General features: G+C 69.1%; 19 protein-coding genes. 8 read left to right on the forward strand and 11 right to left on the reverse strand.

What is annotated here, in order from left to right; translation table 11 throughout:
• Nucleotides 1-37: 37 nt before the first annotated feature.
• Nucleotides 38-1480 (reverse strand): GuaB1 family IMP dehydrogenase-related protein, encoded by a 1443-nt coding sequence (locus OHT57_RS09155; RefSeq protein WP_328753157.1) that lies wholly within the window; start codon nt 1478-1480, stop codon nt 38-40.
• A 227-nt stretch (nt 1481-1707) separates the two neighbouring features.
• On the opposite strand from OHT57_RS09155, the gene OHT57_RS09160 reads away from it, so the two are divergent.
• The gene (locus tag OHT57_RS09160) at nt 1708-3270 is read left to right on the forward strand and encodes a hypothetical protein (protein ID WP_328745574.1); all 1563 of its coding nucleotides are present in this window, start codon (nt 1708-1710) and stop codon (nt 3268-3270) included.
• A gap of 28 nt (nt 3271-3298) precedes the next feature.
• Here OHT57_RS09160 and OHT57_RS09165 read toward each other — a convergent pair whose 3' ends face one another.
• From OHT57_RS09165 to rpe, 5 genes are all read right to left on the reverse strand, one after another.
• Entirely contained in the window at nt 3299-3910 is a 612-nt protein-coding gene (locus OHT57_RS09165) for a hypothetical protein (RefSeq protein WP_328745575.1), read from the reverse strand.
• 90 nt (nt 3911-4000) lie between these two features.
• A complete protein-coding gene (locus tag OHT57_RS09170) occupies nt 4001-4336 on the reverse strand; it encodes a barstar family protein (protein WP_328745576.1) in 336 nt (111 codons plus the stop codon).
• On the reverse strand, nt 4333-4701 hold the full coding sequence (locus OHT57_RS09175) for a ribonuclease domain-containing protein (RefSeq protein WP_328745577.1): 369 nt from the start codon (nt 4699-4701) through the stop codon (nt 4333-4335). Before OHT57_RS09175 ends, OHT57_RS09170 begins: the two co-directional genes overlap by 4 nt.
• A gap of 71 nt (nt 4702-4772) precedes the next feature.
• Nucleotides 4773-5816: a sugar-binding transcriptional regulator gene (locus OHT57_RS09180; RefSeq protein WP_328745578.1), complete on the reverse strand. Its 1044-nt coding sequence runs from the start codon at nt 5814-5816 to the stop codon at nt 4773-4775.
• A 78-nt stretch (nt 5817-5894) separates the two neighbouring features.
• Nucleotides 5895-6581: a ribulose-phosphate 3-epimerase gene (gene rpe, locus OHT57_RS09185; protein ID WP_328745579.1), complete on the reverse strand. Its 687-nt coding sequence runs from the start codon at nt 6579-6581 to the stop codon at nt 5895-5897.
• A 134-nt stretch (nt 6582-6715) separates the two neighbouring features.
• On the opposite strand from rpe, the gene OHT57_RS09190 reads away from it, so the two are divergent.
• The 3 genes from OHT57_RS09190 to cimA all read left to right on the forward strand — a co-directional run bounded on the left by OHT57_RS09190 (nt 6716) and on the right by cimA (nt 11452).
• Nucleotides 6716-8860, forward strand: coding sequence for an MMPL family transporter (locus OHT57_RS09190; protein ID WP_328745580.1), 2145 nt, complete (start codon nt 6716-6718; stop codon nt 8858-8860).
• Between the two features lie 189 nt (nt 8861-9049).
• The gene (locus OHT57_RS09195; RefSeq protein WP_328745582.1) at nt 9050-9202 is read left to right on the forward strand and encodes a hypothetical protein; all 153 of its coding nucleotides are present in this window, start codon (nt 9050-9052) and stop codon (nt 9200-9202) included.
• A gap of 345 nt (nt 9203-9547) precedes the next feature.
• Nucleotides 9548-11452: a citramalate synthase gene (cimA, locus tag OHT57_RS09200; RefSeq protein WP_328745584.1), complete on the forward strand. Its 1905-nt coding sequence runs from the start codon at nt 9548-9550 to the stop codon at nt 11450-11452.
• Nucleotides 11453-11643: 191 nt separating this feature from the next.
• Here the strand turns inward: cimA and OHT57_RS09205 are convergent, their stop codons facing one another.
• The 3 genes from OHT57_RS09205 to OHT57_RS09215 all read right to left on the reverse strand — a co-directional run bounded on the left by OHT57_RS09205 (nt 11644) and on the right by OHT57_RS09215 (nt 14785).
• Nucleotides 11644-12558 carry a carbohydrate ABC transporter permease gene (locus tag OHT57_RS09205; protein WP_328745585.1) on the reverse strand — a complete coding sequence of 305 codons (915 nt, stop codon included), beginning with the start codon at nt 12556-12558 and terminating at the stop codon, nt 11644-11646.
• Nucleotides 12558-13403, reverse strand: a complete 846-nt coding sequence (locus OHT57_RS09210) for a carbohydrate ABC transporter permease (RefSeq protein WP_328753158.1) — start codon at nt 13401-13403, stop codon at nt 12558-12560. Before OHT57_RS09210 ends, OHT57_RS09205 begins: the two co-directional genes overlap by 1 nt.
• Before the next feature lie 62 nt (nt 13404-13465).
• A complete protein-coding gene (locus OHT57_RS09215) occupies nt 13466-14785 on the reverse strand; it encodes an extracellular solute-binding protein (RefSeq protein WP_328745587.1) in 1320 nt (439 codons plus the stop codon).
• Nucleotides 14786-15022: 237 nt separating this feature from the next.
• On the opposite strand from OHT57_RS09215, the gene OHT57_RS09220 reads away from it, so the two are divergent.
• Both OHT57_RS09220 and OHT57_RS09225 read left to right on the forward strand, forming a co-directional pair.
• A complete protein-coding gene (locus OHT57_RS09220) occupies nt 15023-16054 on the forward strand; it encodes a LacI family DNA-binding transcriptional regulator (RefSeq protein WP_328745588.1) in 1032 nt (343 codons plus the stop codon).
• Nucleotides 16055-16096: 42 nt separating this feature from the next.
• A complete protein-coding gene (locus OHT57_RS09225; RefSeq protein WP_328745589.1) occupies nt 16097-18403 on the forward strand; it encodes a glycoside hydrolase family 3 N-terminal domain-containing protein in 2307 nt (768 codons plus the stop codon).
• 333 nt (nt 18404-18736) lie between these two features.
• Here OHT57_RS09225 and OHT57_RS09230 read toward each other — a convergent pair whose 3' ends face one another.
• Nucleotides 18737-18943 (reverse strand): MFS transporter, encoded by a 207-nt coding sequence (locus tag OHT57_RS09230; protein ID WP_328745590.1) that lies wholly within the window; start codon nt 18941-18943, stop codon nt 18737-18739.
• An 81-nt stretch (nt 18944-19024) separates the two neighbouring features.
• Entirely contained in the window at nt 19025-19627 is a 603-nt protein-coding gene (locus OHT57_RS09235; RefSeq protein ID WP_328745591.1) for a TetR/AcrR family transcriptional regulator, read from the reverse strand.
• 455 nt (nt 19628-20082) lie between these two features.
• Between OHT57_RS09235 and OHT57_RS09240 the strand changes: the two genes are divergently transcribed.
• Together OHT57_RS09240 and OHT57_RS09245 are read left to right on the forward strand one after the other, a co-directional pair.
• Nucleotides 20083-20937 (forward strand): alpha/beta fold hydrolase, encoded by an 855-nt coding sequence (locus OHT57_RS09240; RefSeq protein WP_328745592.1) that lies wholly within the window; start codon nt 20083-20085, stop codon nt 20935-20937.
• Between the two features lie 482 nt (nt 20938-21419).
• Nucleotides 21420-22376 carry an alpha/beta hydrolase gene (locus OHT57_RS09245; RefSeq protein WP_328745593.1) on the forward strand — a complete coding sequence of 319 codons (957 nt, stop codon included), beginning with the start codon at nt 21420-21422 and terminating at the stop codon, nt 22374-22376.
• The last annotated feature ends 4 nt before the right edge of the window (nt 22377-22380 follow it).

Here is a 22380-nt window from a genome sequence, read left to right on the forward strand (position 1 = left end):
GCCCCCGAAACCTCCGGCGGGGGCCGTCCCCGGGAGCTCAGCTCCAGCTGGCGTGCAGCGGCTTGCCCTCGGCGTAGCCGGCCGCGCTCTGGATGCCGACCACGGCCTTCTCCGCGAACTCCTCCAGGGAGCCCGCGCCGGCGTAGGTGCACGAGGAGCGGACGCCCGCGATGATCGAGTCGATCAGGTCCTCCACGCCCGGGCGGGCCGGGTCGAGGAACATCCGGGAGGTCGAGATGCCCTCCTCGAACAGCGCCTTGCGGGCCCGGTCGTACGACGACTCCTCGGACGTACGGTTGCGCACCGCACGCGCGGACGCCATGCCGAAGGACTCCTTGTAGAGCCGCCCGCTCGCGTCCTGCTGGAGGTCGCCCGGCGACTCGTAGGTGCCCGCGAACCACGACCCGATCATCACGTTGGACGCCCCGGCGGCCAGCGCCATGGCGACGTCGCGCGGGTGCCGGACACCACCGTCGGCCCAGACGTGCTTGCCGTACTTCTTCGCCTCGGCGGCGCACTCCATCACGGCTGAGAACTGCGGGCGGCCGACGCCCGTCATCATGCGGGTGGTGCACATCGCGCCGGGGCCGACCCCGACCTTGATGATGTCGGCGCCCGCCTCGATGAGGTCACGCACCCCCTCGGCGGCCACGATGTTGCCGGCGACGATCGGCACCTGCGGGTCGAGCGCCCGGACCGTCCTGATCGCGGTGATCATCGACTCCTGGTGGCCGTGCGCCGTGTCGATGACAAGGGTGTCGACGCCCGCGTCGAGCAACTGCTTGGCCTTCTCGGCGAAGTCGCCGTTGATGCCGACGGCGGCGGCGATGCGCAGCTTGCCCTGCGCGTCGACGGCCGGGGTGTACAGCGTGGCGCGCAGGGCGCCCTTGCGGGTGAGGATGCCGGCGAGGCGGCCGTCCCGGTCGACGGCGGGGGCGTAGCGCCGGTTGGCCGCGTCGAGGCGGCTGAAGGCCTCACCCGGGTCGATGTCGGCGTCGAGGAGCAGCAGATCGCGCGACATGACCTCGGCGAGCTGTGTGAAACGGTCGACTCCTGTCAGGTCCCGGTCGGTGACGACACCGACGGGCCGGCCCTCCTCGTCGACGACCACACCGGCGTTGTGCGCGCGCTTCGGAAGCAGCGCCAGCGCGTCGGCGACGGTCTGGTGCGGGGCCAGCATGATCGGGGTGTCCAGGACGTGGTGGCGGCTCTTCACCCAGGAGACGACCTCGGTGACGACCTCGATCGGGATGTCCTGCGGGATGACCACGAGGCCACCGCGCCGGGCGATCGTCTCGGCCATGCGGCGACCGGCGATGGCGGTCATGTTGGCGACGACCAGCGGGATGGTGGTGCCCGTGCCGTCCGGGGCGCTGAGGTCCACGCCCTGCCGCGAACCGACGGCGCTGCGGCTCGGGACCATGAAGACGTCGTCGTACGTCAGGTCGTACGGGGGCTGGATGTCGTTGAGGAAACGCACGTGCTGCACATCCCGGTCGATCAGAGTGGCCCCCGGACAGGTCAGCCAGGGGGAGAGCACGTACTTCATTGTCCCATGCAAGGCGGAATGCCATACCCGGTACCTTCGTCCAGGCAGGTCACAAGCGCCTTGGAACAACGTCCAAAGGCGTTTCCGGCCCCGGACCGGCTGTCACCCGTGGTCCACCGGAGGGCAACCTTCTGGGTGTCTCGGGCATCAAAACGTTCATGAATGGCAAGTGCACCGCGCTCGGGGCAGCCCTGGCTGCCGTCCTGCTCGCTCTGGCTCCCGGTGCAACCGCCGTGGCCGCGGATCCGTCTCCCCTGCCGACGCAGGCCTACGCGTCGATCGACGCCGAGGACCAGCTCAACGTGGGTTCGGCGATGGAGCCCGCCACTGTGAGCTGGAGTTTCGCGGACGACGGGGCGCAGGTTCCCCTCCCCACGAACATTGTGCTCGTCATCGACGCGCGCGGCCTGGCGGGCGTCGCGAACCTCTCGGTCGACGATCCGCGGTGCAAGGCCGACGGCCAGGTCTTCACCTGTGTCAACAAGGACGTCTACCAGCGCCAGTCGGTCGATTTCACCCTGCGTGCCGAGACGGGTGCCGCACTCGGCGACAGCGGCACGATCACGTACACCCTCACCGCCGACCACGCCACCGGCGCCACAGCGCACACGAAGGCGGTCGTCGGGGCCCCGCGTCTGGCCGTCGGGAAGCTCCCGGACGTGGCGGACGCCAAGGTCGGCTCCCGTCTCGACCTTCCGCTCCGGCTCCGCAACACCGGCAACCTGGCGACCGACCGGCGCATCATGCTGAGCTGGGAATCGGTGGGCGGTCTGGTCTTCGACGAGAAGTTCTCCAACTGCACCTACGGCGGAAGCTCCGACTCCGACGATCCCGGCAGTCAGGCCTCCGTCACCTGCGTCTTCCCCGTCGGCCCGGACTCGGTGCCCGCGGGCGCCGACGTCGAGCTGAGCAGCCCCCTGTCCGCCACGGTCGGCAAGCGGGTCCTGACCGATGTGGTCGACTACTCGGCCAGGCTGCTCAAGCCGAACGAACAGCCCGGCGGCGGCAGCCGGCAGGGCACCGGCCCCGCGCTCACCCTGGTGCGCGCCTCCGGAGCGGGGGACGGCTTCGAGGACGGCGCCGAAGGCCGGTTCACCGTATCCGCCGACAACTCCGCGGACCTGGCGTCCGGCGCCACGGCCAAGCCCGGCCGCAAGGCGGGCGAATGGACCCTGGACCTCGACGCCGTGAACCACGGACCGGCCTCCGTCTACGGCATCGACAACAAGTCCGTCGCCGTGGTCGACGTCGTCCTGCCCAAGGGCGCGGTCGTGACCGGCACCGCTCACGACGAGGAGGAGGACGGCCCTTACGGCCCCTGCCTTCTCTGGGTCGACGACACCAGGACGGCGCCCTTCGAAGCGGGCCACCGGCACTACGTGTGCACCGTGCAGTTCGGTATCGCCGCGGGCAGGAGCCAGGACTTCCAGCTGTGGGTGAAGACGGCCAAGGGGTACGACGGTGCCACGGGTACGGCGACCGTACGGCCCGGCCCGGCCGGCATACCCCTCCACGATCCGGATGCCTCCAACGACAGCGTCACCTTCGCCTTCGGCACCTCTGCCGCGTCGCCGACTCCGACCACGCCGGCCACACCGGCCGACGGCGCACTCGCCGCGACGGGCGCGGGCCACCCGGCATTCGTCGCCACCGCATCCGCCGGAGCCCTGCTGGTGGGCACCGCTCTCCTCCTCGTCCGGCGCCGCAGGCGTTCCCTCTGACACCGGCAGCCCGATGCACGCTCCATGCTCAATAGAGGAAACGGTGCAGTGGAGCGGACTCGGTCAGCAGCATGGTGACCCGGTGCGCAAGACGCTGCCACGCCTCGTCCTGCGCATAGGTCAGCCTCACGTCCTCGCCGTCGGCCGCCTCCAGTGCAGCGAAGAGCGCGGCCGTGTCGGCGTCGGGGGCGAGGTCCACCAGCGAGAGGATCCGCGCCAGTGCGCCGACCAGGCCGACGCCGGTCTTCTCGGGCGAGAGGACGGTGGCGCGCACCGTGGCGACCACGCCTGCCGGGTCGGGAAGGTCCGGCGGTGCCACGAGCATCCCGGACAGCTCCCGCAGCAGCGCGTACAGCAGGTCCGTCTGCTCGGTGGGCAGATCGACGACGCGCAGGCCCTCATGCTCCCAGCGGCCGTTCGGCGTCCACACCCGCGGCCCCCGCGCCACCGCCTCGGCGAGGAGCTCCCGGACCCGCCGGAAGGCCGGGAGACCGTCCGTGAGGAGTGCGTGCCCACCCGCTCCGTCGACGGCTGCGGCCAAGGGCACCAACAAGTGCTCCTCGACCCGGTCGCACTGCGCACCGAGGTCGGGGTCGATGACAACGAGGCGAACCGACGTGCGCTGCTCCTGCTGCTCCATGCCGAACACTCTGCCAGCAGCCTCGGACATTCGAGGGGGAGGCCGAACGCCCGTCCCGGCCGACGGAGCCAGGACCTTTCGAAACACGTCCTAGAGGCCGGACTGGTGGCCTGGCTGGTGGCCGGCCCCGCCCAGTGCCAGCACCACCGAGAGCGTCGGCGTCCGGTCCACCGCGGCGTCGAAGACCTCGACGGCCGTCTCCCACTCGTCCGGCCGCCCCTTGGCGTACGGTCGCCAGTTCCGTACGACGATCTCCAGCCCCTCCTCGGGCGCGCCCTCGGGCCAGACGGTGTGGTCGCAGAGGGAGTCGGCGAGGGCGTCCCAGTTGCGGCCGAACCAGTCCGGCAGTGCGAGGGCGTCGGCGACGCGATCCATCAGGCCGGCCTTGTCCGAGACCTCGTCGAGGTCCACCGCGATGCGGGTCATCTCAGTACCGCCCTGAACGAGTCGTAGTGATCATCGGTGTAGTAGATCTCCCCACCCTGTCCGGTGACCAGGCGCCGGGCCCCGCGGTCGCGCGAGCCCGGCGTGGGGACGGTGTACTCGTGGTAGTAACCGCGCTGGTGCTCGGGCAGCAGCCGCTCGAAGTTCCCGAAGACTGCGCCGTCCTTGGCGTACGGGAAGGGGCCGCCCCTGTCGATGAGGGCGAGGGTCTCCCGGGCCTGCTGGGGAAGCCGCGCCTCCTGGACGGTGGCCGGGCCATCGGTCCGCGCGGGATCGGCGGTGCCCGACGAACACCCTGTCAGGAAGAGCAGACACAGAAGAACCCGGGAGACGAACCGCAGCAGCATGGTCCCGATGCTGCCACGGCCGCCCCTCCTTGACTGTCCGTAAGGGTCCGTCCGGTCCGCCCGACCCTCCGTCAGGGCCCGTCCGGGTCCGTCCGGTTCAGTGCCGGCTTCGGCGGAGTCCCCGCCGTCATCAGGTAGTCCGCGGCGGAGGTGTCCGTCACCAGGCTGGTGACGAGCCCGGACCGCAGCACCGCGTCGATCGCCGCCGCCTTGCGCTGCCCGCCCGCGATCGCGACGACCTCGGGGACCCGGCGCAGTTGGTCGGCCTTGACGGTGATGCACCGCTCACCCAGGTCCCGTCCGACCCGGCGCCCCTCGGCGTCGAAGAGGTGCGCGGACATCTCGGCGGCGACCCCGAGTGAGGCGTAGTGGCCGCGCTCCTCGTCGCTGAGCATGTCGTGCACCGTCGAGATGCCCGGCTCCCAGGATCCGATGGACACGCAGGCGACCGTGACCTTGTCGAAGTACTCGAAGGCCCGGGCGAGCCCGGCCTGGTTGCGCAGCGCGGCTGCGGTGGCCGCGTCCGGCAGCAGCATCGGCGCGTAGATGGGGTGGGCGTCGCCGCCGGACACCTGGGCGGCCCGTCGGACCGCCTCCACCGAACCGCGCTCGGCGGTTCCGGCGTCGTACACACCCGTCAACTGCACCACCGTGCACGGCGCGAGCCGGTCGAGGGCGGCCGCCATGTGGATGGTGGAACGGCCCCAGGCAAGGCCCAGCACGTCCCCTTCGTCGACCAGCTCGCCGAGCAGGTCGGCAGCCACTTCTCCCAGGTTCTCGGGGTCGGGCGAGTCCTGGGCCTCGGCCGGGGACTCGACCACGACGGCGTGCCTGAGGCCGTAGCGGGCGCGGAGCGCGTCGGAGCGCTCGGCGTCCAGCTCGGCAGGCACGCGGATCTCGATGCGTACGAGATCCCGTTCGAGGGCGGTCTCCAGGACCCGGGCCACCTTGAAGCGGCTGACGCCGAACTCCTCGGCGATCTGGATCTTGGACTTGCCCTCAAGGTAGAAGCGGCGGGCCATGGCCGCCGCCTGCACCAGCTCAGCGGGTCCCATCCGCATGGCTGACCGGCCAGCCGACATACCCGACACGGCGATCTCCTCACTGCTGTTCACACTCTGGATTCGCCGTTCATCCTTGCAGATGCGGCGCACTTGATCAGCCCTGATGAGAGCCGTTCACGTTCCCTTGGTTCAGTGGCCGCACGCCCAGGAGGCATTGGCCGTCGCCCCCTCGGCTTGGTTGCGCAGTGCACGTACCGCCTCGGCCGGGTCGTTCGCGCCGTATACGGCGGAGCCCGCGACGAAGACGTCGGCGCCCGCTTCCGCGCAGCGCTCGATGGTGTCGGCCGAGACACCGCCGTCGATCTGGAGCCACAGTTCCAGGCCGTGCTTGTTGATCAACTCGCGGGTGCGGCGAATCTTGGGGAGCATGATGTCGAGGAACGGCTGCCCCCCGAATCCGGGCTCGACCGTCATGATCAGCAGCATGTCGAGCTCGGGGAGCAGATCCTCGTACGGCTCGATGGGCGTCGCGGGCCGCAGCGCCATGGAGGCGCGGGCGCCCTTGGCCCGGATCTCGCGGGCGAGCCGGACCGGAGCGGCGGCCGCCTCGACATGGAAGGTGACGGAGGAGGCACCCGCCTCTACGTACTGGGGCGCCCACCGATCGGGGGCCTCGATCATCAGATGGCAGTCCAGCGGAGTGTCCGTCGCACGGGCCAGCGACTCTACGACCGGCACACCGAGCGTGAGGTTCGGGACGAAATGGTTGTCCATGACGTCGACGTGGAGCCAGTCGGCTCCCTCCACCGCCTTCGCCTCGTCCGCGAGACGAGCGAAGTCGGCGGACAGGATGCTGGGGTTGATCTGCACGGCCATGCCCCAAGCCTCCCATGCCCGGGCACCAAGAGGCGCGCCGGTCCAGACCCAAGCCGTTCATCGGATGTTGTGAACGAGTCGCGCATGCCATGCTGGGCGGCCGGTCGGCTCGACGGATGGCAGCGGGGGTGGCCATGAGCGGCAATCGGGGTATCGCGCATCTCGTCTGCGGACGGCGTGCCAAGTGGCTGGTGTTGGCACTGTGGCTGGTGGTGCTGTTTCTGACGGCGCCTCTCGCCTCCAAGCTCACCGACGCCCAGGACAACGACGCGGCCTCCTGGCTGCCGGGCTCCGCCGAATCGACCCAAGTCCTGCAGCTGTCCGAGGACTTCAGGCCGGAACAGATCCCCGCGGTGGTCGTCTACGCACGCGCGAGCGGCCTCACACCCCGGGAACAGGCCACCATCGCCAAGGACGCCGCCGACATCAGGCGGCTGACCGCACACGGCATCCGCGGCGCGGAGACCCGGGGCCCTGTCTACGACCGGCAGAGCAACCCGCGCGCGGCCCAGATCCTCGTCCCGATCACCAATGACGAGAAGGGCTGGGAGCAGATCGCCCCCGCGGTCGACTCCCTCCGTGACGTCGTGGGCAAGGGCGGCGACGGCCTCGCCGTCCACATCACCGGACCCGGCGGCACCTCCGCGGACTTCTCCAAGGCCTTCGAGGGCATCGACTCGACGCTTTTGCTGTCCGCGATGGCGGTCGTCGTCGTCATGCTGCTCATCACCTTCCGCAGCCCCAGCCTCCTCCTGGTCCCGCTGCTGTCGGTGATCGCCGCGCTGTTCACCGCGCAGGCCCTGATCTACCTGCTCGCGCAGGACGCAGGCCTGACGGTAAACGGCCAGAGCGCGGGCATCCTCACGGTGCTCGTCTTCGGCGCGGGGACGGACTACGCCCTGCTGCTCGTGGCCCGCTACCGGGAGGAACTGCACCACCACGAGGACCGCCACGAGGCGATGGCCCTGGCCCTGCACCGGGCGGGCCCGGCCGTGGTCGCCTCCGGCGCGACCGTCATTCTGAGCATGCTGGTGCTGCTGGCCGCCGAGATGAACTCGACGCGCGGCCTCGGTCCGGTCGCCGCGATCGGCGTGCTGGTCGCCCTGCTGGCGATGACGACGCTGTTCCCGGCCCTGCTGGTGATCTTCGGCCGCTGGATCTTCTGGCCGACGATTCCGCACTCCGGCGCGCCCGACCACATCGACAGCGGTGTCTGGGCCCGCACCGGCCGCCGTATCGCCCTGCGCCCGCGTCTGGTGTGGGCGGTCACGGCGCTGATCCTCGCGATCTGCTCGCTCGGTCTGATCCAGCTGCGCGCCGCGGGCATCGGGAACGCGGACGCGTTCACGGGGAAACCCGACTCGATCGTCGGCCAGGAGGTGTCCGCGAAGTACTTCGCGGCGGGCAGCGGCGATCCCCTGGTCGTCGTCAGCGACCAGGCGCAGGCCCGCCAGGTGCGCGAGGCGGTGGCCGGCACCCGCGGGGTCGTGGCCGCGTCCCTCGGCCTGCCCCCGGGCACGAAACCGTCGCACGAGGGCAAGGTGCTCTTCGAGGCCACGATGACCGCCCCGGCCGACAGCGAGGCCGCGAAACGGACGGTGGAGCGGGTCCGCGACGCCGTCCACGCGGTGCCGGACGCCGACGCCCGGGTGGGCGGCGGGACGGCCTCCCTGCTCGACATGGACAAGGCGACCACGCACGACAACATGGTGATCATCCCGCTGGTGCTCGCGGTGGTCCTGCTGATCCTGTGCGCCCTGCTGCGCGCCCTGATCGCCCCGCTGCTGCTGATCGGAACGGTGATCCTGTCCTTCGCGGCGGCCCTGGGCATCAGCGCCCTCGCCTTCCGCCACCTGTTCGACTATGCGGGCGAGGCGACCGACTTCCCGCTGTTCGTCTTCGTCTTCCTGGTGGCCCTCGGCATCGACTACAACATCTTCCTGACCACGCGCATCCGCGAGGAAGCGGCCCGTCAGGGCACACGGCCGGGTGTGGTCACCGCCCTGGCCGCGACCGGCGCGGTCATCACCTCCGCCGGTCTGGTCCTGGCCGGCACCTTCGCCGCCCTGGGCACCCTGCCGATGGTCGCCTTCGCGGAAATCGGTTTCGCGGTGGCGCTGGGCGTCCTGCTGGACACGTTCATCGTGCGCTCGGTCCTGGTGACGGCCCTGTTCCTGGACGCCGGCGACAAGGTGTGGTGGCCGCACCGGCAGCCACACCGGGACGACGGCACCGCGGCGACGACCGAGACGGAGCACGCCGGCGGGCGCAGCGGATGAGGGTCGGTACCCTCACCGGGCACGTCAGCCCGGACGGGTCGGGACCCGTTGTAGGCCCTTCGCCGACGCCATGCACACCCAGCGAAGGACCGCGAAGAAGATCGTCGCCACCGGCGGGCACTACCTCCTGGTCGTCACTGCAACCAGAAGAAGCTGCGCCGGCAACTGCGCCGCCTGCCCTGGCGGCAGATGCCGCTGCTGGACCGCACCCGCACCGCCGGGCACGGACGTCGCGAGGTCCGGCGGCTGAAGGTGTGCACCGTCGAAGCCGGCCTGCTGTTCCCGCACGCCGTCCAGGCCACCCCCGACCACGCCACCACGCTCCTCAAGATCACCTGCTGACAACGCATCAGCCCTGGTTGCAGGGGCCTACGAAGTGAGCGGTGGACCGCTCGTTCAGTTCTCAGCCGTCAGCTCGGAGTGCCACCCCGGACGGCGTGCCCGCATCGTGAGATGATCGATCCCCGGCGGCCGGTCCGTGTGAGAATGCCCGCCATGCAGCGCCAGCTCATTATTAGCGCCAGCGTGCCGGCACCGAGGTGACCTGGAGGGGACCCCTCCCAGGCAGCCCACCGCCCGCACGCAGACCTCTCGCATTCCGCGAGGGGTCTTTTTGTTTTCCTCATCAGCAGCCCTCATGCAGCGGCCCCACCCCGGCCCGGCAGACCTGGACAGGAAACACCCGCCATGACAGACGACGACTTTCACGTCTTCGACACCACGCTGCGCGACGGCGCGCAGCGCGAGGGCATCAGCCTCACCGTCACGGACAAGCTGACCATCGCCCGGCACCTGGACGACTTCGGCGTGGGCTTCATCGAGGGCGGTTGGCCCGGCGCCAACCCGCGTGACACCGAGTTCTTCGCCCGCGCGCAGCAGCAGATCGCGTTCAAGAACGCGCAGCTCGTCGCGTTCGGCGCCACCCGCCGCCCTGGCGCCCGGGCCGCCGACGACTTGCAGGTCAAGGCGCTCCTCAACTCCGGCGCCCCGGTCATCACGCTCGTCGCCAAGGCGCACGACCGGCATGTCGAACTCGCGCTGCGCACCACTCTGGAGGAGAACCTGGAGATGGTCCGCGACACCGTCTCCTACGTGCGCGCCCAGGGGCGGCGGGTCTTCGTCGACTGCGAGCACTTCTTCGACGGCTACCGTGCCAACCCCGACTACGCCAAGGCCGTCGTGCGGGCCGCCGCGGAGGCCGGTGCCGACGTCGTCGTCCTGTGTGACACCAACGGGGGCATGCTGCCCGCCCAGGTCCAGGAGGTCGTGGCCGCCGTACTGGCCGGCACCGGTGCCAGGTTGGGCATCCACGCCCAGGACGACACCGGCTGCGCGGTCGCCAACACTTTCGCCGCCGTGGACGCTGGCGCCACGCACGTGCAGTGCACCGCCAACGGTTACGGCGAGCGCGTGGGCAACGCCGACCTCTTCCCCGTGGTCGCGGCCCTGGAGCTCAAGTACGGCAAGCGGGTGCTGCCCCAGGGGGCCCTCGGGCAGATGACCCGGATCTCGCATGCCATCGCCGAGGCAGTCAACCTGACCCCCGCCACTCACCAGCCCTACGTGGGTGTCTCCGCCTTCGCCCACAAGGCAGGCCTGCACGCCTCCGCGATCAAGGTCGGCCCGGATCTGTACCAGCACATCGATCCCGAGCTGGTGGGCAACAGCATGCGGATGCTGGTCTCGGACATGGCCGGACGCGCCTCCATCGAGCTGAAGGGCAGGGAACTGGGCGTCGATCTGAGTGGTGACCGGGAGCTGATGGGCCGGGTCGTGGAGCGGGTCAAGGAGCGCGAGATGGAGGGCTACTCCTACGAGGCGGCCGACGCCTCTTTCGAACTGCTGCTGCGCGAGGAGGCCGAAGGCCGCACGGAGACCTACTTCGAGCTGGAGTCCTGGCGGGTGATCACGCAGGGTGGGCCCGGCGCGTCGCGGGAGGCTGAGGCGACGGTGAAACTCCGCGCCCAGGGCGAGCGGGTCGTCGCCACGGCGGAAGGCAACGGGCCGGTCAACGCCTTCGACGCCGCGCTGCGTCGCGCGTTGCTGTCCGCGTATCCGCAGGTGTCGGGGTTCGAGCTGGTCGACTACAAGGTCCGCATCCTGGAGGGCCATCGCGGCACCGCAGCGAGGATCCGTGTTCTGGTCAGTGTCACCGACGGGCAGGGCGTGTGGCAGACAGTGGGCGTCGCGGACAACGTACTCGCCGCGTCCTGCGAGGCACTGGGTGAGGCGCTCACGTACGGGCTCCGGCGCGCTCGGTGCGGAGCCGGCGCGCACGGCGACGCAGCGTTGCTTCCAGGCGAACCCGAGCCGGCCCCGGACGACGCGGCGTGCACACTTGTCGTGGCGCTGCGAGACAGTCGTGGAGCGCTGGGACGGATCGCGGCCACCCTGAGCAGCATGCCGGTGCTGGGGCTGTCGTACTCGGTGGCGGACGCCGCCCGGGCCACCGCTGAGATCCGGCTTCCCCGGGCCCACGCGGCACGCGCGCGCAGCAAACTGAACCGCATGGTGGACGTGCTGGACGTCACCACCGAGCCCCGCCCGGTCCTGCTCCAGGAGCAGGGGGCCGGGGCACGCGCTGCTGGGTGATTCTCTGACAGCGAAACCGGTTTCAGCCCTGGCCGCCACAGCCTTCGAGGACTCGGCAGCCCCGGACTTGGTCACGTTCTCACCGGTCATCTACGCGTATTCCATGATCGGGAGTTGCACCGAGCGTCTTGCAGTCCTCTGTCCCGAGTCGGGTGGAGCCGACGGACTGCCCCGCGCAGTCCTGTTGCCGCTCACTTGCCGAAGCCCGCGGTCAGCCCGCCGATCAGTTGGCGGCGGCCCAGGACGTAGAGCACGAGGATGGGCAGCGTGGAGAGGACCACCGCTGCCAGGATCGCCGGGACGTTGATGGTGAACTCGCCCTGGAAACTCCACACGAAGAGAGGCAGGGTCCGCTTGTCCGGGCTCTGCGTGAGGATCAGCGGGAAGAGGAAGCCGTTCCAGACGTTCAGGGCGTCGTAGATGACGACCGTGATCAGAGCGGGGCGGGACAGGGGAAGCGCGAGGCTCCACAGCATGCGCCAGTGGCCGGCGCCGTCCGCGCGCATCGACTCGTACAGTTCGTCGGGGATGTCGCGCAGGAAGTTGACCAGGATGATCACGGTCAGCGGGATCGCGAACGCCGCCGAGGGGAGCACGATCGCGCCCAGGGTGTCGTACATCTGCGCCTTGGCGATCAGGTAGTAGACCGGGATGATCGTCGCCTGCAGCGGGATGGCGAGGCCCAGCAGGAAGACGCTGAACGCCCAGCGCAAGGCCCGGCTGGTGCCGCGCACGATCGCGTAGGCCGCCAGGAAGGAGACCCCGACGGTCAGCAGCGTCGCGCCGACCGTCACCAGTGTGCTGTTGAGGAGGTAGTGCGTGAAGTCGTTGTCGAGAACCTGGCGGTAGTTCTCCAGGGTGGGGTGCGACGGGACGGAGAGCGGGTTGGCGTCGAAGAAGCCCTCGCGGGTCCGCAGGCTGGTGACGACGACCCAGTAGACCGGCACCAGGACGATCACCAGCCAGAGCAGTCCACCCGACGCACCGAGCGGGTTGGCGCGGCGCAGGCTGGTGAGAGGGTTGCGCCGCGGGTGTGCCGGCGGCGGTTCGTCCTGGGGCGAGATGCCGGGGGAATCGGTGGACGGGGCGTGCGAGATCGCTGACATCACATACCTGCCTGCTGGCTACGCATCCGGCTGAAACCGGAGAACCGGACGAGGGCGAGGGAGACGACGAGTCCTGCCACGACGAGCACCACGGAGATGGCGCTGGCGAGGCCCATCTCGTTGCTCTGGAAGCCCGTGATGTACATGTCGAGCGGCAGGATGCGGGTGGCGTAGCCGGGGCCGCCACCGGTGAGGACGAAGACCAGGTCGAAGTAGGTGAGGGAGCCGACGACCATCAGCGTCGAGGACGTGACGACGGTGTAGCGCAGCTGGGGCAGGGTGATGTGCCAGAACTGGGCGACGCGGCCTGCGCCGTCGATCGACGCGGCCTCGTAGAGCGAGGCGGGGATCTGCCGGGCTCCGGCTTGGTAGAGCAGTGTGTGGAAGGGCACGAACTGCCAGGTGATGACGAACACCACTGCGTAGAAGGCCAGTTGGGGGTCGCCGAGCCAGTCCTGGCCGAGGACGGGCAGGTTCAGGGCCGCGCCCAGGCCGAAGTTGGGGTCGAGGAGGTTCTTGAAGATGACGGCGATCGCGGCCGTGGAGATCAGCAGCGGGACGAAGTAGAAGACGGCGAACAGGGCGCGATAACGCTGCTTCCCGGCGACGAAGACGCCCAGCAGGAGGCTGATCGGGGTCTGCACGATCCAGGAGAACACCATCAGCTTGACGGTGAGCCACAGGGCGTGCCGGGTGACGTCGCTGGTCAGCGCCTCGCGCCAGTTGTCGGCTCCCGCCCACGCCGGGCTGCCCAGACCGTCCCAGCGAGTGAAGCTCAGGTAGATCACGATCGCCATCGGCACGAGCGCGAAGAGGGCGAACAGCAGCAGGGCCGGCAGGGCCATGAGGAACGGCGGGCCGTCGGCGCCGGAACGCACCGACGGGGCCTTGGAGACGGTGGAGGCGCTCACTCCTGCGCCGCCTCGTCCATCTGGGCGCAGAACTGCTGCGGGCTGATCTCGCCGAGGAAGAGCTGGTCGAGGTGGGTGAGCAGTTCGTTGCCGAGTTCGGGGGTGAGCGCCTGGTCCCAGGAGAGCTGGAAGCTCTTCGCGTCGCGGGCGAGGCCGTAGACGTACGTCGTCCAGTCCGCGTTGTCGGTGGCCTTGAGCTTGGCGTCGAGGTCCTTCACCGGCGGGACGTCGCCGTTCTTGAGGAGGCTGTCGATGTAGGTGTCGTTGTAGACGCCGTCCTTGAGGTAGGCCACCGCGGTCTTCCTGTCCTTGGCGCTCGCCTGCGCCGACACCGAGAAGAAGTTGGCCGTGTTGCCGACGATGTTGCTCGCGTCGCCCTTGCCGCCGGAGACGGACGGGAAGCCGGACCAGCCGAGGTTGCCGGCGGAGACGAACTTCGGCGAACCGGTGGCCATCGTGCCGTACGCCCAGCTGCCCTGCAGGATCATCGCGGCCTTGCCGGTGTAGAGCTGGGCCTCGGCCTGGCCGGTGTCGGCGGAGACGGAGGTGAAGCCCTTGGCGAAGCCGCCGGCGTCCACGAGCTGCTCGATCATCTCCGCGGCCTTGAGGACGGCCGGGTCCGACCAGGCGCCCTTGTTTCCGGCGGCGATGTTGGCGAACGTCTCGGGTCCGCCGACGCGGTCGACGAGATACTCGAGCCACATCAGGTCGGGCCACTTGGAGGCGCCGCCCATGGAGATCGGCGCGATGCCCTTCGCCTTGAACTTCTTCACCAGGGCGAGGAGGTCGTCCCAGGTCTTCGGCGGCTCGGCGCCCACCTCCTCGAACAGCTGCTTGTTGAAGTACAGGACCACCGGCTGCACGCCGTTGACCGGGACGCCGTAGGTCTTGCCGTCGAAGGTGGTGGACTTCAGCACCGAGGGGAAGATGCGGTTCTTCCACGCGGGGTCGGCGTTCAGATCGGCGGTGAGGTCGGCGACCTTGCCCGCGTCCACGTAGGTCTTCAGGCCGCCACCGCCCCAGTTCTCGAAGAGGACCGGGCCGTTGCCCGCGCCGACGGCTGTGCGGAGCTTCTGCTTGTAGGGGTCGTTCTGGAAGTACTGGTAGTTGATCTTGCTGTCGGGGTGCTCCTTGTTCCACTCCGTGGCGGAGGCCCGGAAGGTCGCTTCGGAGCCCTGGGTCAGTGCCCACGCCAGCGCGCCGTCACCGGAGCCACCGCCGGCGGTCCGCCCGCTGCTGCCGCAGGCGGTGAGGGTCAGGGCCAGGACCGCCGCCGAGGCGGTGACCAGGACACGGGAGGGGATTCTCGCAGGCATGGGGAGCTCCTTCGGCTCTTCAGAGGTTCGAATGCACCGGACGGCTCGTAGGGCTCGCCAGCAGCACGACATACGATTCGAAACTTTTCGAAACCTCTGCGTTTTCTGGCCGACAAATTAGGTGCGGTTTTACGGTCGGTCAATACGCCTGACGAAATAACTTTCCGTACCAATCGCGCCCTGGACCGTTCCGAAAGCTTGCGCTACCTTCCCCGTAAAGCTTCGAAAGGACCCAGCATGGCGAAGAGAGTCGTCGAGCGGACGACCCTGACCGGCATCGCCGAGGCGGCCGGGGTCTCGGTGGCCACCGTGTCGAAGGTGGTCAACGGTCGCAGTGACGTCTCGCCCGAGACCCGGGCACGCGTCGAGCGGCTGCTGGTCGACCACGAGTACGTGGCCCGGGGTCCGGGGGGCGCGCAGTCGCCGGTCCGCACCATCGACCTGACCTTCGACCAGCTGGTGAACCCCAACAACCTGGTGATCACCCAGGGTGTGACGCAGGCCGCGGCGGAGGCCGGGGTCGACGTCGTCATCGGCACGGCGCCCGACGATCCGCTGGGCGCCGCCTGGGCCAGGAAGGTCGCGAACGCGGGACGGGAGGGCGTCATCCTGGTGACGTCCGAACTGACCGCCCGGCAGCGCGCGCAGTTCGCGCAGCACGGTGTCCCGCTGGTGCTGATCGACCCGATGAACGAGCCCGACGACACCGTGCCCAGCATCGGCGCGACGAACTTCAGCGGCGGCATGGCCGCGACCGAACACCTGCTGAAACTCGGCCACCGCCGGATCGCGATGATCGAGGGGCCGCATGACGCCGTGTGCAACACCGCTCGGCTGCACGGCTACCAGGCCGGGCTGAGCAGTGCCGGGCTCACGCCCGATCCCCGCCTCATCAAGCGGGGGGCCTTCCGGTTCGAACCCGCCTACCAGGCCGCCCTGGAGCTCTTCGCCCTCGACGACCCGCCCACGGCCGTCTTCGCCGGCAACGACCTACAGGCGTTCGGTGTCATCGAGGCCGCCCGGGTCCAGGGGCTGCGCGTGCCGGAGGACATCAGCGTCGTCGGCTTCGACGACACCGCCGCCGCCAGCACCTCGGCCCCGCCCCTGACCACCGTCCGGCAGCCCTTCGCCGAGATCGGCCGCGCCGCACTGCGCACCCTGCTCCGGCTCACCGCGGGCGAACCCCTGGACAGCCACCGGGTGGAACTGGCCACCCAGCTCGTCGTCCGGTCCTCCACCGCACCACCGCCCACCCCTTCTCCTTCCTGAACCCCACGCGCCGTCCTGCGCCACCACCCCGAGGAACGCACCATGACCACACCTTGGGCCGATCCGGCCTGCCCCCGTCCCGAAAGGGTCGACGCCCTGCTCGCGGAGATGACCCTGGAGGAGAAGCTGGCCCAGCTCGGCAGCGCCTGGCCCGGCGTCGAGCGCGTCAGCGGCAACGTGGCCCCGATGCAGGACGTCTTCGCCCGCCACACCGACTTCGAACAGGCCAGCAAGAACGGCCTGGGCCACCTCACCCGCCCCTTCGGCACCAAGCCGGTCGATCCCGCCCAAGGAGCGCGCCAACTCGCCTCCCTCCAGCGCGAGTTGATGGAGAGCACTCGGCTCGGCATCCCCGCCATCGCCCACGAGGAATGCCTGACCGGGTTCACCGCCCACCGCGCGAGCGTCTTCCCCACCCCCCTCGCCTGGGCCGCCGCCTTCAACCCCGATCTCGTCGAACGCATGGCCAACGCGATCGGCACGAGCATGCGCCGGGTCGGCGTCCACCAGGGCCTCTCCCCCGTCCTGGACGTCGTACGCGACTACCGCTGGGGCCGGGTCGAGGAGACCCTCGGCGAGGACCCGTACCTGGTCGCCACGAGCGGCGCCGCCTATGTACGGGGACTGGAGACGGCGGGGATCGTCGCCACGCTCAAGCACTTCGCCGGGTACTCAGCCTCCAGGGCCGCCCGTAACCACGCCCCCGTCTCCATGGGGCCCCGCGAGTTCGCCGACGTGATCCTGCCGCCGTTCGAGACGGCGATACGCGAGGGCGGCGCCCGCTCGGTGATGAACTCCTACGCCGATGTCGACGGCATGCCCGCAGGCGCGGACGCCGGGCTCCTGACCCGACTCCTGCGCGAGGACTGGCAATTCGAGGGCACGGTCGTCTCCGACTACTGGTCCGTCGCCTTCCTGCGCACCATGCACCGCATAGCCGCCGACTACGGCGAGGCCAGCGCCCGCGCCCTGACGGCCGGCATCGACGTCGAACTGCCCGACACCCTCTGCTACGGCGAACCACTCGCCGAACTCGTCCGCGCGGGAACCGTCTCCGAGGACCTGGTCGACCGGGCCGTACGCCGCGTCCTGCACCAGAAGGCCGAACTCGGGCTGCTCGACGCCGACTTCACCCCGGAGGTCGACATCAAGGAACCGATCGATCTGGACCCGCCCGCGCACCGCGCCCTGGCCCGCGAACTCGCCGAGCAGAGCATCATCCTGCTCGACAACCGTGCGGGCCTCCTGCCTCTCGCCGCGGACACGGCGTCCATCGCCCTGGTCGGCCCCTGCGCCGACGACGCCAACGCGTTCTTCGGCTGCTACTCCTTCCCCAACCACGTCCTCCCCCACCACCCCGGCCACGACAACGGCATCGAGGCGCTCTCCCTGCTCGACGCCCTGGCCATGGAGCTGCCCCGCGCCCTGATCAGCTACGAACAGGGCTGCCCCGTCAAGGACACCGACCGTGCCGGCTTCGACGCGGCGGTGGAGGCAGCCCGGCGGGCCCAGGTGTGCGTCGCTGTCGTCGGTGACCGCGCCGGTCTCTTCGGCCTGGGCACCTCGGGCGAGGGCTGCGACGCCGAGGACCTCTCGCTGCCGGGCGTCCAGGGCGAACTGGTCGAGGCCCTGCTCGCCACCGGCACCCCGGTCGTACTCCTCGCCGTCTCCGGCCGCCCGTACGCGCTCGGCGCCTACGCCGACCGTGCGGCCGCCGTCGTCCAGGCCTTCTTCCCCGGCGAGGAGGGCGGCCCCGCCCTGGCCGGTGTGCTCTCCGGGCGGACCACCCCTTCGGGCAGACTGCCCGTCCAGATCCCGCGCACGCCGGGCGGGCAACCCGGCACCTACCTCCACGCCCCGCTCGGCGGCAACACCGAGGGCGTCAGCAACCTCGACCCCACCCCGGCCTACCCCTTCGGACATGGACTGTCGTACACGACGTTCGCCTACGACGGGTTCGAGCTGAGCGCCCAGGAGATCCGCACGGACGGCGAGGTCGAGATCAGCTGCCTGGTCCGCAACACGGGCGAGGTCCCCGGCTCCGAGGTGGTCCAGCTCTACACCGCCGACCCCATCGCCCAGCTCCCGCGCCCAGTAACCCAGTTGACCGGCTACGCGCGCGTCCGGCTCGGCCCCGGCGAACAGCGCAGGGTCACCTTCCGCCTGCACACCGACCGCCTCGCCTACACCGGTCCCGGCCTGCACCGCATCGTCGAACCCGGCGAGATCACCGTCATGATCGGCGCCTCCAGCACCGACATCCGCCTCACCGGCACCATCCACCTCACCGGACCGGTCCGCGAGCCCGGCCACGATCGAGTACTGAACACTCCGGCCGATGTCGGCTGAGCGCAGCGGCTCCGGCCGCGGTGGCTTCCGGTATCAGCCGTAGGAGTCCTCAAGTAGGGAACCTGTGCCCGCAGCCAGGACCGCGACCGCCGTTTACTGCGCTCACGCTCAGATCTGACGGCCGGCGCGGTACGGCGGCTGGTGTCCCGCCAGGGGCTGCCGTTCCCCCGAGATGTCTGCCGGACATCGGCGCCGAGACTGGCGGCAACCCATCCCGGGCCGCAGAAGAACTCACAGTTCTGGTTGTCGGCCAGAACGTCCCCGCGCACATCGGTCACGATCACCGCAGCGTCGGCGACCGGGCCCCGCTGTCGGCGGAGCGCACCACCCCGGTCAGCCCGCCACCAGCACAACCAGGCTGACCAGAAGCATGCGGCGCTTGCCGACCATGTCTCCCGGTCGGCCCATCACGGGGGTGGCAACGGCGGCCGCGAGCAGTGTGGCGGTGATGACCCAGGAAGTGTTCGACGGCGAGGGTCCCAGGTGCTTCGGAAGGTCCGGGACGATCGGGATGACCAGGGACTGCATCAGCAAGAACACGATCCCGCCCCCGCCCACGCGCCGCCGCTTCTCCGTGGTGACCGCGCGGACGTGCGCTCTGCATCGGTGACGGCGGCAGCTCTACGACCGCAGCAGGTACCGGCACGCCATGTCGCTCAGGGAAGCGAGGAAGGCGTCGTCGTCGGCCTCGGCGTCGGCGATGGCCGGTCCGTACGCCACGCGGACGACGAGTGTGGAGAAGACGGTGGTGTACGCGGCCCGCACGGCCGGCTCCGGGTCATCGTGGTCCATGTGCTCGCCGACCTCGAGCAGGACGCCGGTGAAGAGCCGGCCGAGTTCTGCGCTGTAGGCAGCACCGCGCCGGTGGATCTCCGGGTGCGCTCCGGAGATGAGGATCACCGCTCGCAGCAACGCGGCATGCCGGCCGAAGATGTCGGCGACCGCGCGCACCGCCCGTTCCACAAGCAGGTCCGGCGACAGGTCCCGCCAGTGCCCAGCGTCGGCGAAGACCGAGTGGTCGGCCCGGACACGGGCCAGCCCGTGCTCGTAGACGGCGAGGAACAGAGCGTCCTTGCTGTCGGTCCGGGCATAGATCGCCCTCGGCGCCACCTGGGCACGGTCGCACACTGCCGCGATCGTGAACGCCTCGTACCCGCCCTCCTCCAGCAGTGCCACCCCGGCGTCGAGCACCCGTGCCCACGCCTCCCGACTGCGTTTCTGCAACGGCGGCCTGATCGCGAGGGGATCGCCAGCGGCGTTATCAGCCGATGTGGACGACGTCACCGATGGGTTCCCTCCGATGCGCGGCAACCGCCGCCGAACAGTTACTTGACAGAACCGTAGCAGGCGCTACCCTCTTGCTTTAATCGTAGCGCTCACTACGCTTTGACCATTTCCACTGCCGGAGGACCTTCATGCTGATCGCGTTCGGCAGTGTCCGCGCCCTTCCCTGACCTGAGACCAGGCCGTCCACGCCCCCAACCGCGACCTGCGGATCTCCACCCCCAACGAGGGTGCCACCGAGCACATCGGGCTAGATCCACCTCGCGCACGTCAGCACCTTGATCACCGACTGGATCGCCGACACCTTCGCCGTGGCGACGACGTGACCGCACTCGGCAGAGGGATGACAGCCAGATCCCTGCCGCATCGCGCACCACTACCTTCCAAGGAATCTCATGTTCGCCAAAATCAACGGTATTGATCTCTTCTTCGATGTCGTCGGATCGGGTCTCTCTGTAATGGAGAAGAGTCTCGAATCGAAGCCGGTGCTGTTCGTTCACCATGGGGGCCCGGGAGGCGATCACAGCCTTTTCCGACCGTGGCTCGACGGCCTGCAGGACACGGCGCAGATCGTCTACTTCGACCACCGGGGCACAGGACGATCCAGCCGCGCAGACGTCAGCACCTACACGTTGGAACAGATGGCCGACGACATCGAGGCGCTGAGGCTCTATCTCGGGATCGAGGCGCCTGTGCTGCTTGGCGCCTCATTCGGCGGCATGGTCGCTCTGCAGTACGCCGTCCGCTATCCCGATTCGCTGTCGAAGCTGATCCTGGCCGACACGGCGCCGAGCAACGAATATCACGCGCTCTCGATGAAACAAGTTGCCGAGGTGGCCAGCGCAGAGCAGATGGAGCTGATAACAGCTCTGTTCGGGGGGACCATTACCCCTGAGAAGTACGCCAGGTGGGCCGAAGTCGTCGGGCCCCTCTACTACCGTACGGTCCCACCGCTGGCCGAAAGGGAAGCTGTGGACGCACGCGTAATAGCCGGACCCGAGGTGGCTGAACACGTCATGAAGCACGAACTGCCTTCTTATGACGTCCGTGCACAGCTGGGCGCCATTCACATTCCAACCCTTGTTGTCACGGGTAGGTATGACTGGGTCACACCGCCATCACAGTCGGAAGAAATCGTGAAGGGGATTCCCCATGCAAACTTCCACATCTTTGAGAACTCCGGCCACAACCCTTTGGTGGAAGAGACTCAGGAATTCCTCCAGACCATCTCTCGATTCATTCAGTCATGAGACAAGAGAATCAGATGAACACGGTTCCCTGATCACAAACACCGACCTCGTCGATGGCCTTGGGGGCATTCCCAAAGCTGGGCCCAGCGTCCTGATGGACGCAGGCCGCGCTGCCTGGATCGGCCAGGGCAAGAACGCCCCCTCCATCGGCGAAAAACCCGCAATCGACGGCAATGCCGCTCCCTGATTCCCGGCCTCATCAACTCTCATGTCCACGTGAACTCTCATGTCCACGGGGCGAATGATGGCCCCGCCGGCCTCTTCGAGCAGGTTGTTAACGCATGCGCCGTCACCACCGTGCGTGACGACGGTGGTGCGAACGGAATCGCTATCGAGTTGGGCAAAGCGGCCGAGGCCGGCCCCTCGTCGAAGGTCCCCGAATCGTGGCAGCCGACCGGGTCATCACCATGACGGGCGGTCCGGTCACTTCATGGGAGCACTCGCAGCCTCGAAGCTCGCACCGAACGCAAAGGAGCAACGCTATGACTCGAGTTCCGTATGATTCCGAGCTTCAACCCACAGCCGATCAGTTCATGGCCACCTACGGTCCGACCATGCCCGCGCACGTTGTCCCATTTGCGCGGTCCCTTTTCGAACAGCAGGTGCCAGGGTTGGACGAGCTCACCGCCGGTCGCCAGGTCTCCGCACGCACCATCGAAGTCCCAGGTGATGAAACTGGTCCCGCATCCGCCATGACGATCTTTTCGCCGGAGTCGACCGCTGCTGGTTGCGGAGTGTTCTACATCCACGGCGGAGGGATGGTGATGGGGCATCGGCTAGGCGGCGCGGACGACCTCGTCACCTTGGCGGAGCAGTTGCAGGTGCCGGTTTTCACCATCGATTACCGGCTTGCACCGGAGGACCCATATCCAGCGGCCGCGAACGATGTACGACGTACCTGGCTCTGGGTGGTTGAACATGCAGCTGAGCTCGGCGTTGACCCAAGCAGCCTGATCCTCATGGGCGGCAGCGCCGGCGGAGGATTGGCTGCCGGACTGGCTCTGCGTCTACGGGACGAAAAATTGCAGACACCTCTGGCGGTCTGCCTACTTTCACCCATGCTCGACGATCGGAACGAATCCGTTTCCAGTCACGACTACGATGGCACCTCGTTGTGGGACCGCGGCTCCAACCTGATGGCATGGGAAGCCCTCCTGGGTGCGGAGCGATCAACGGTTTCCGCATACGCGGCACCAGCACGCGCCACAGATCTCTCCGAATTGCCACCCACATATCTTGAAGTTGGTTCGTCCGAGGTATTCCGCGATGAGGTCACTGCATTCGCATCGCGACTGTGGGCTGCCGGCAACCTGGCCGAACTGCACGTGTGGGCCGGCGGTTTCCACGGGTTCGCCACCTTCGCACCACAAGCGCGGGTGAGCGTGGCATCTCTCACGACTCGTAACGATTGGCTGCGCAGGACGCTTCTGTCCCGATGAACCC

This window comes from Streptomyces sp. NBC_00285 (genome assembly GCF_036174265.1).
In the GTDB taxonomy this organism is placed as follows: Bacteria; Actinomycetota; Actinomycetes; order Streptomycetales; family Streptomycetaceae; genus Streptomyces.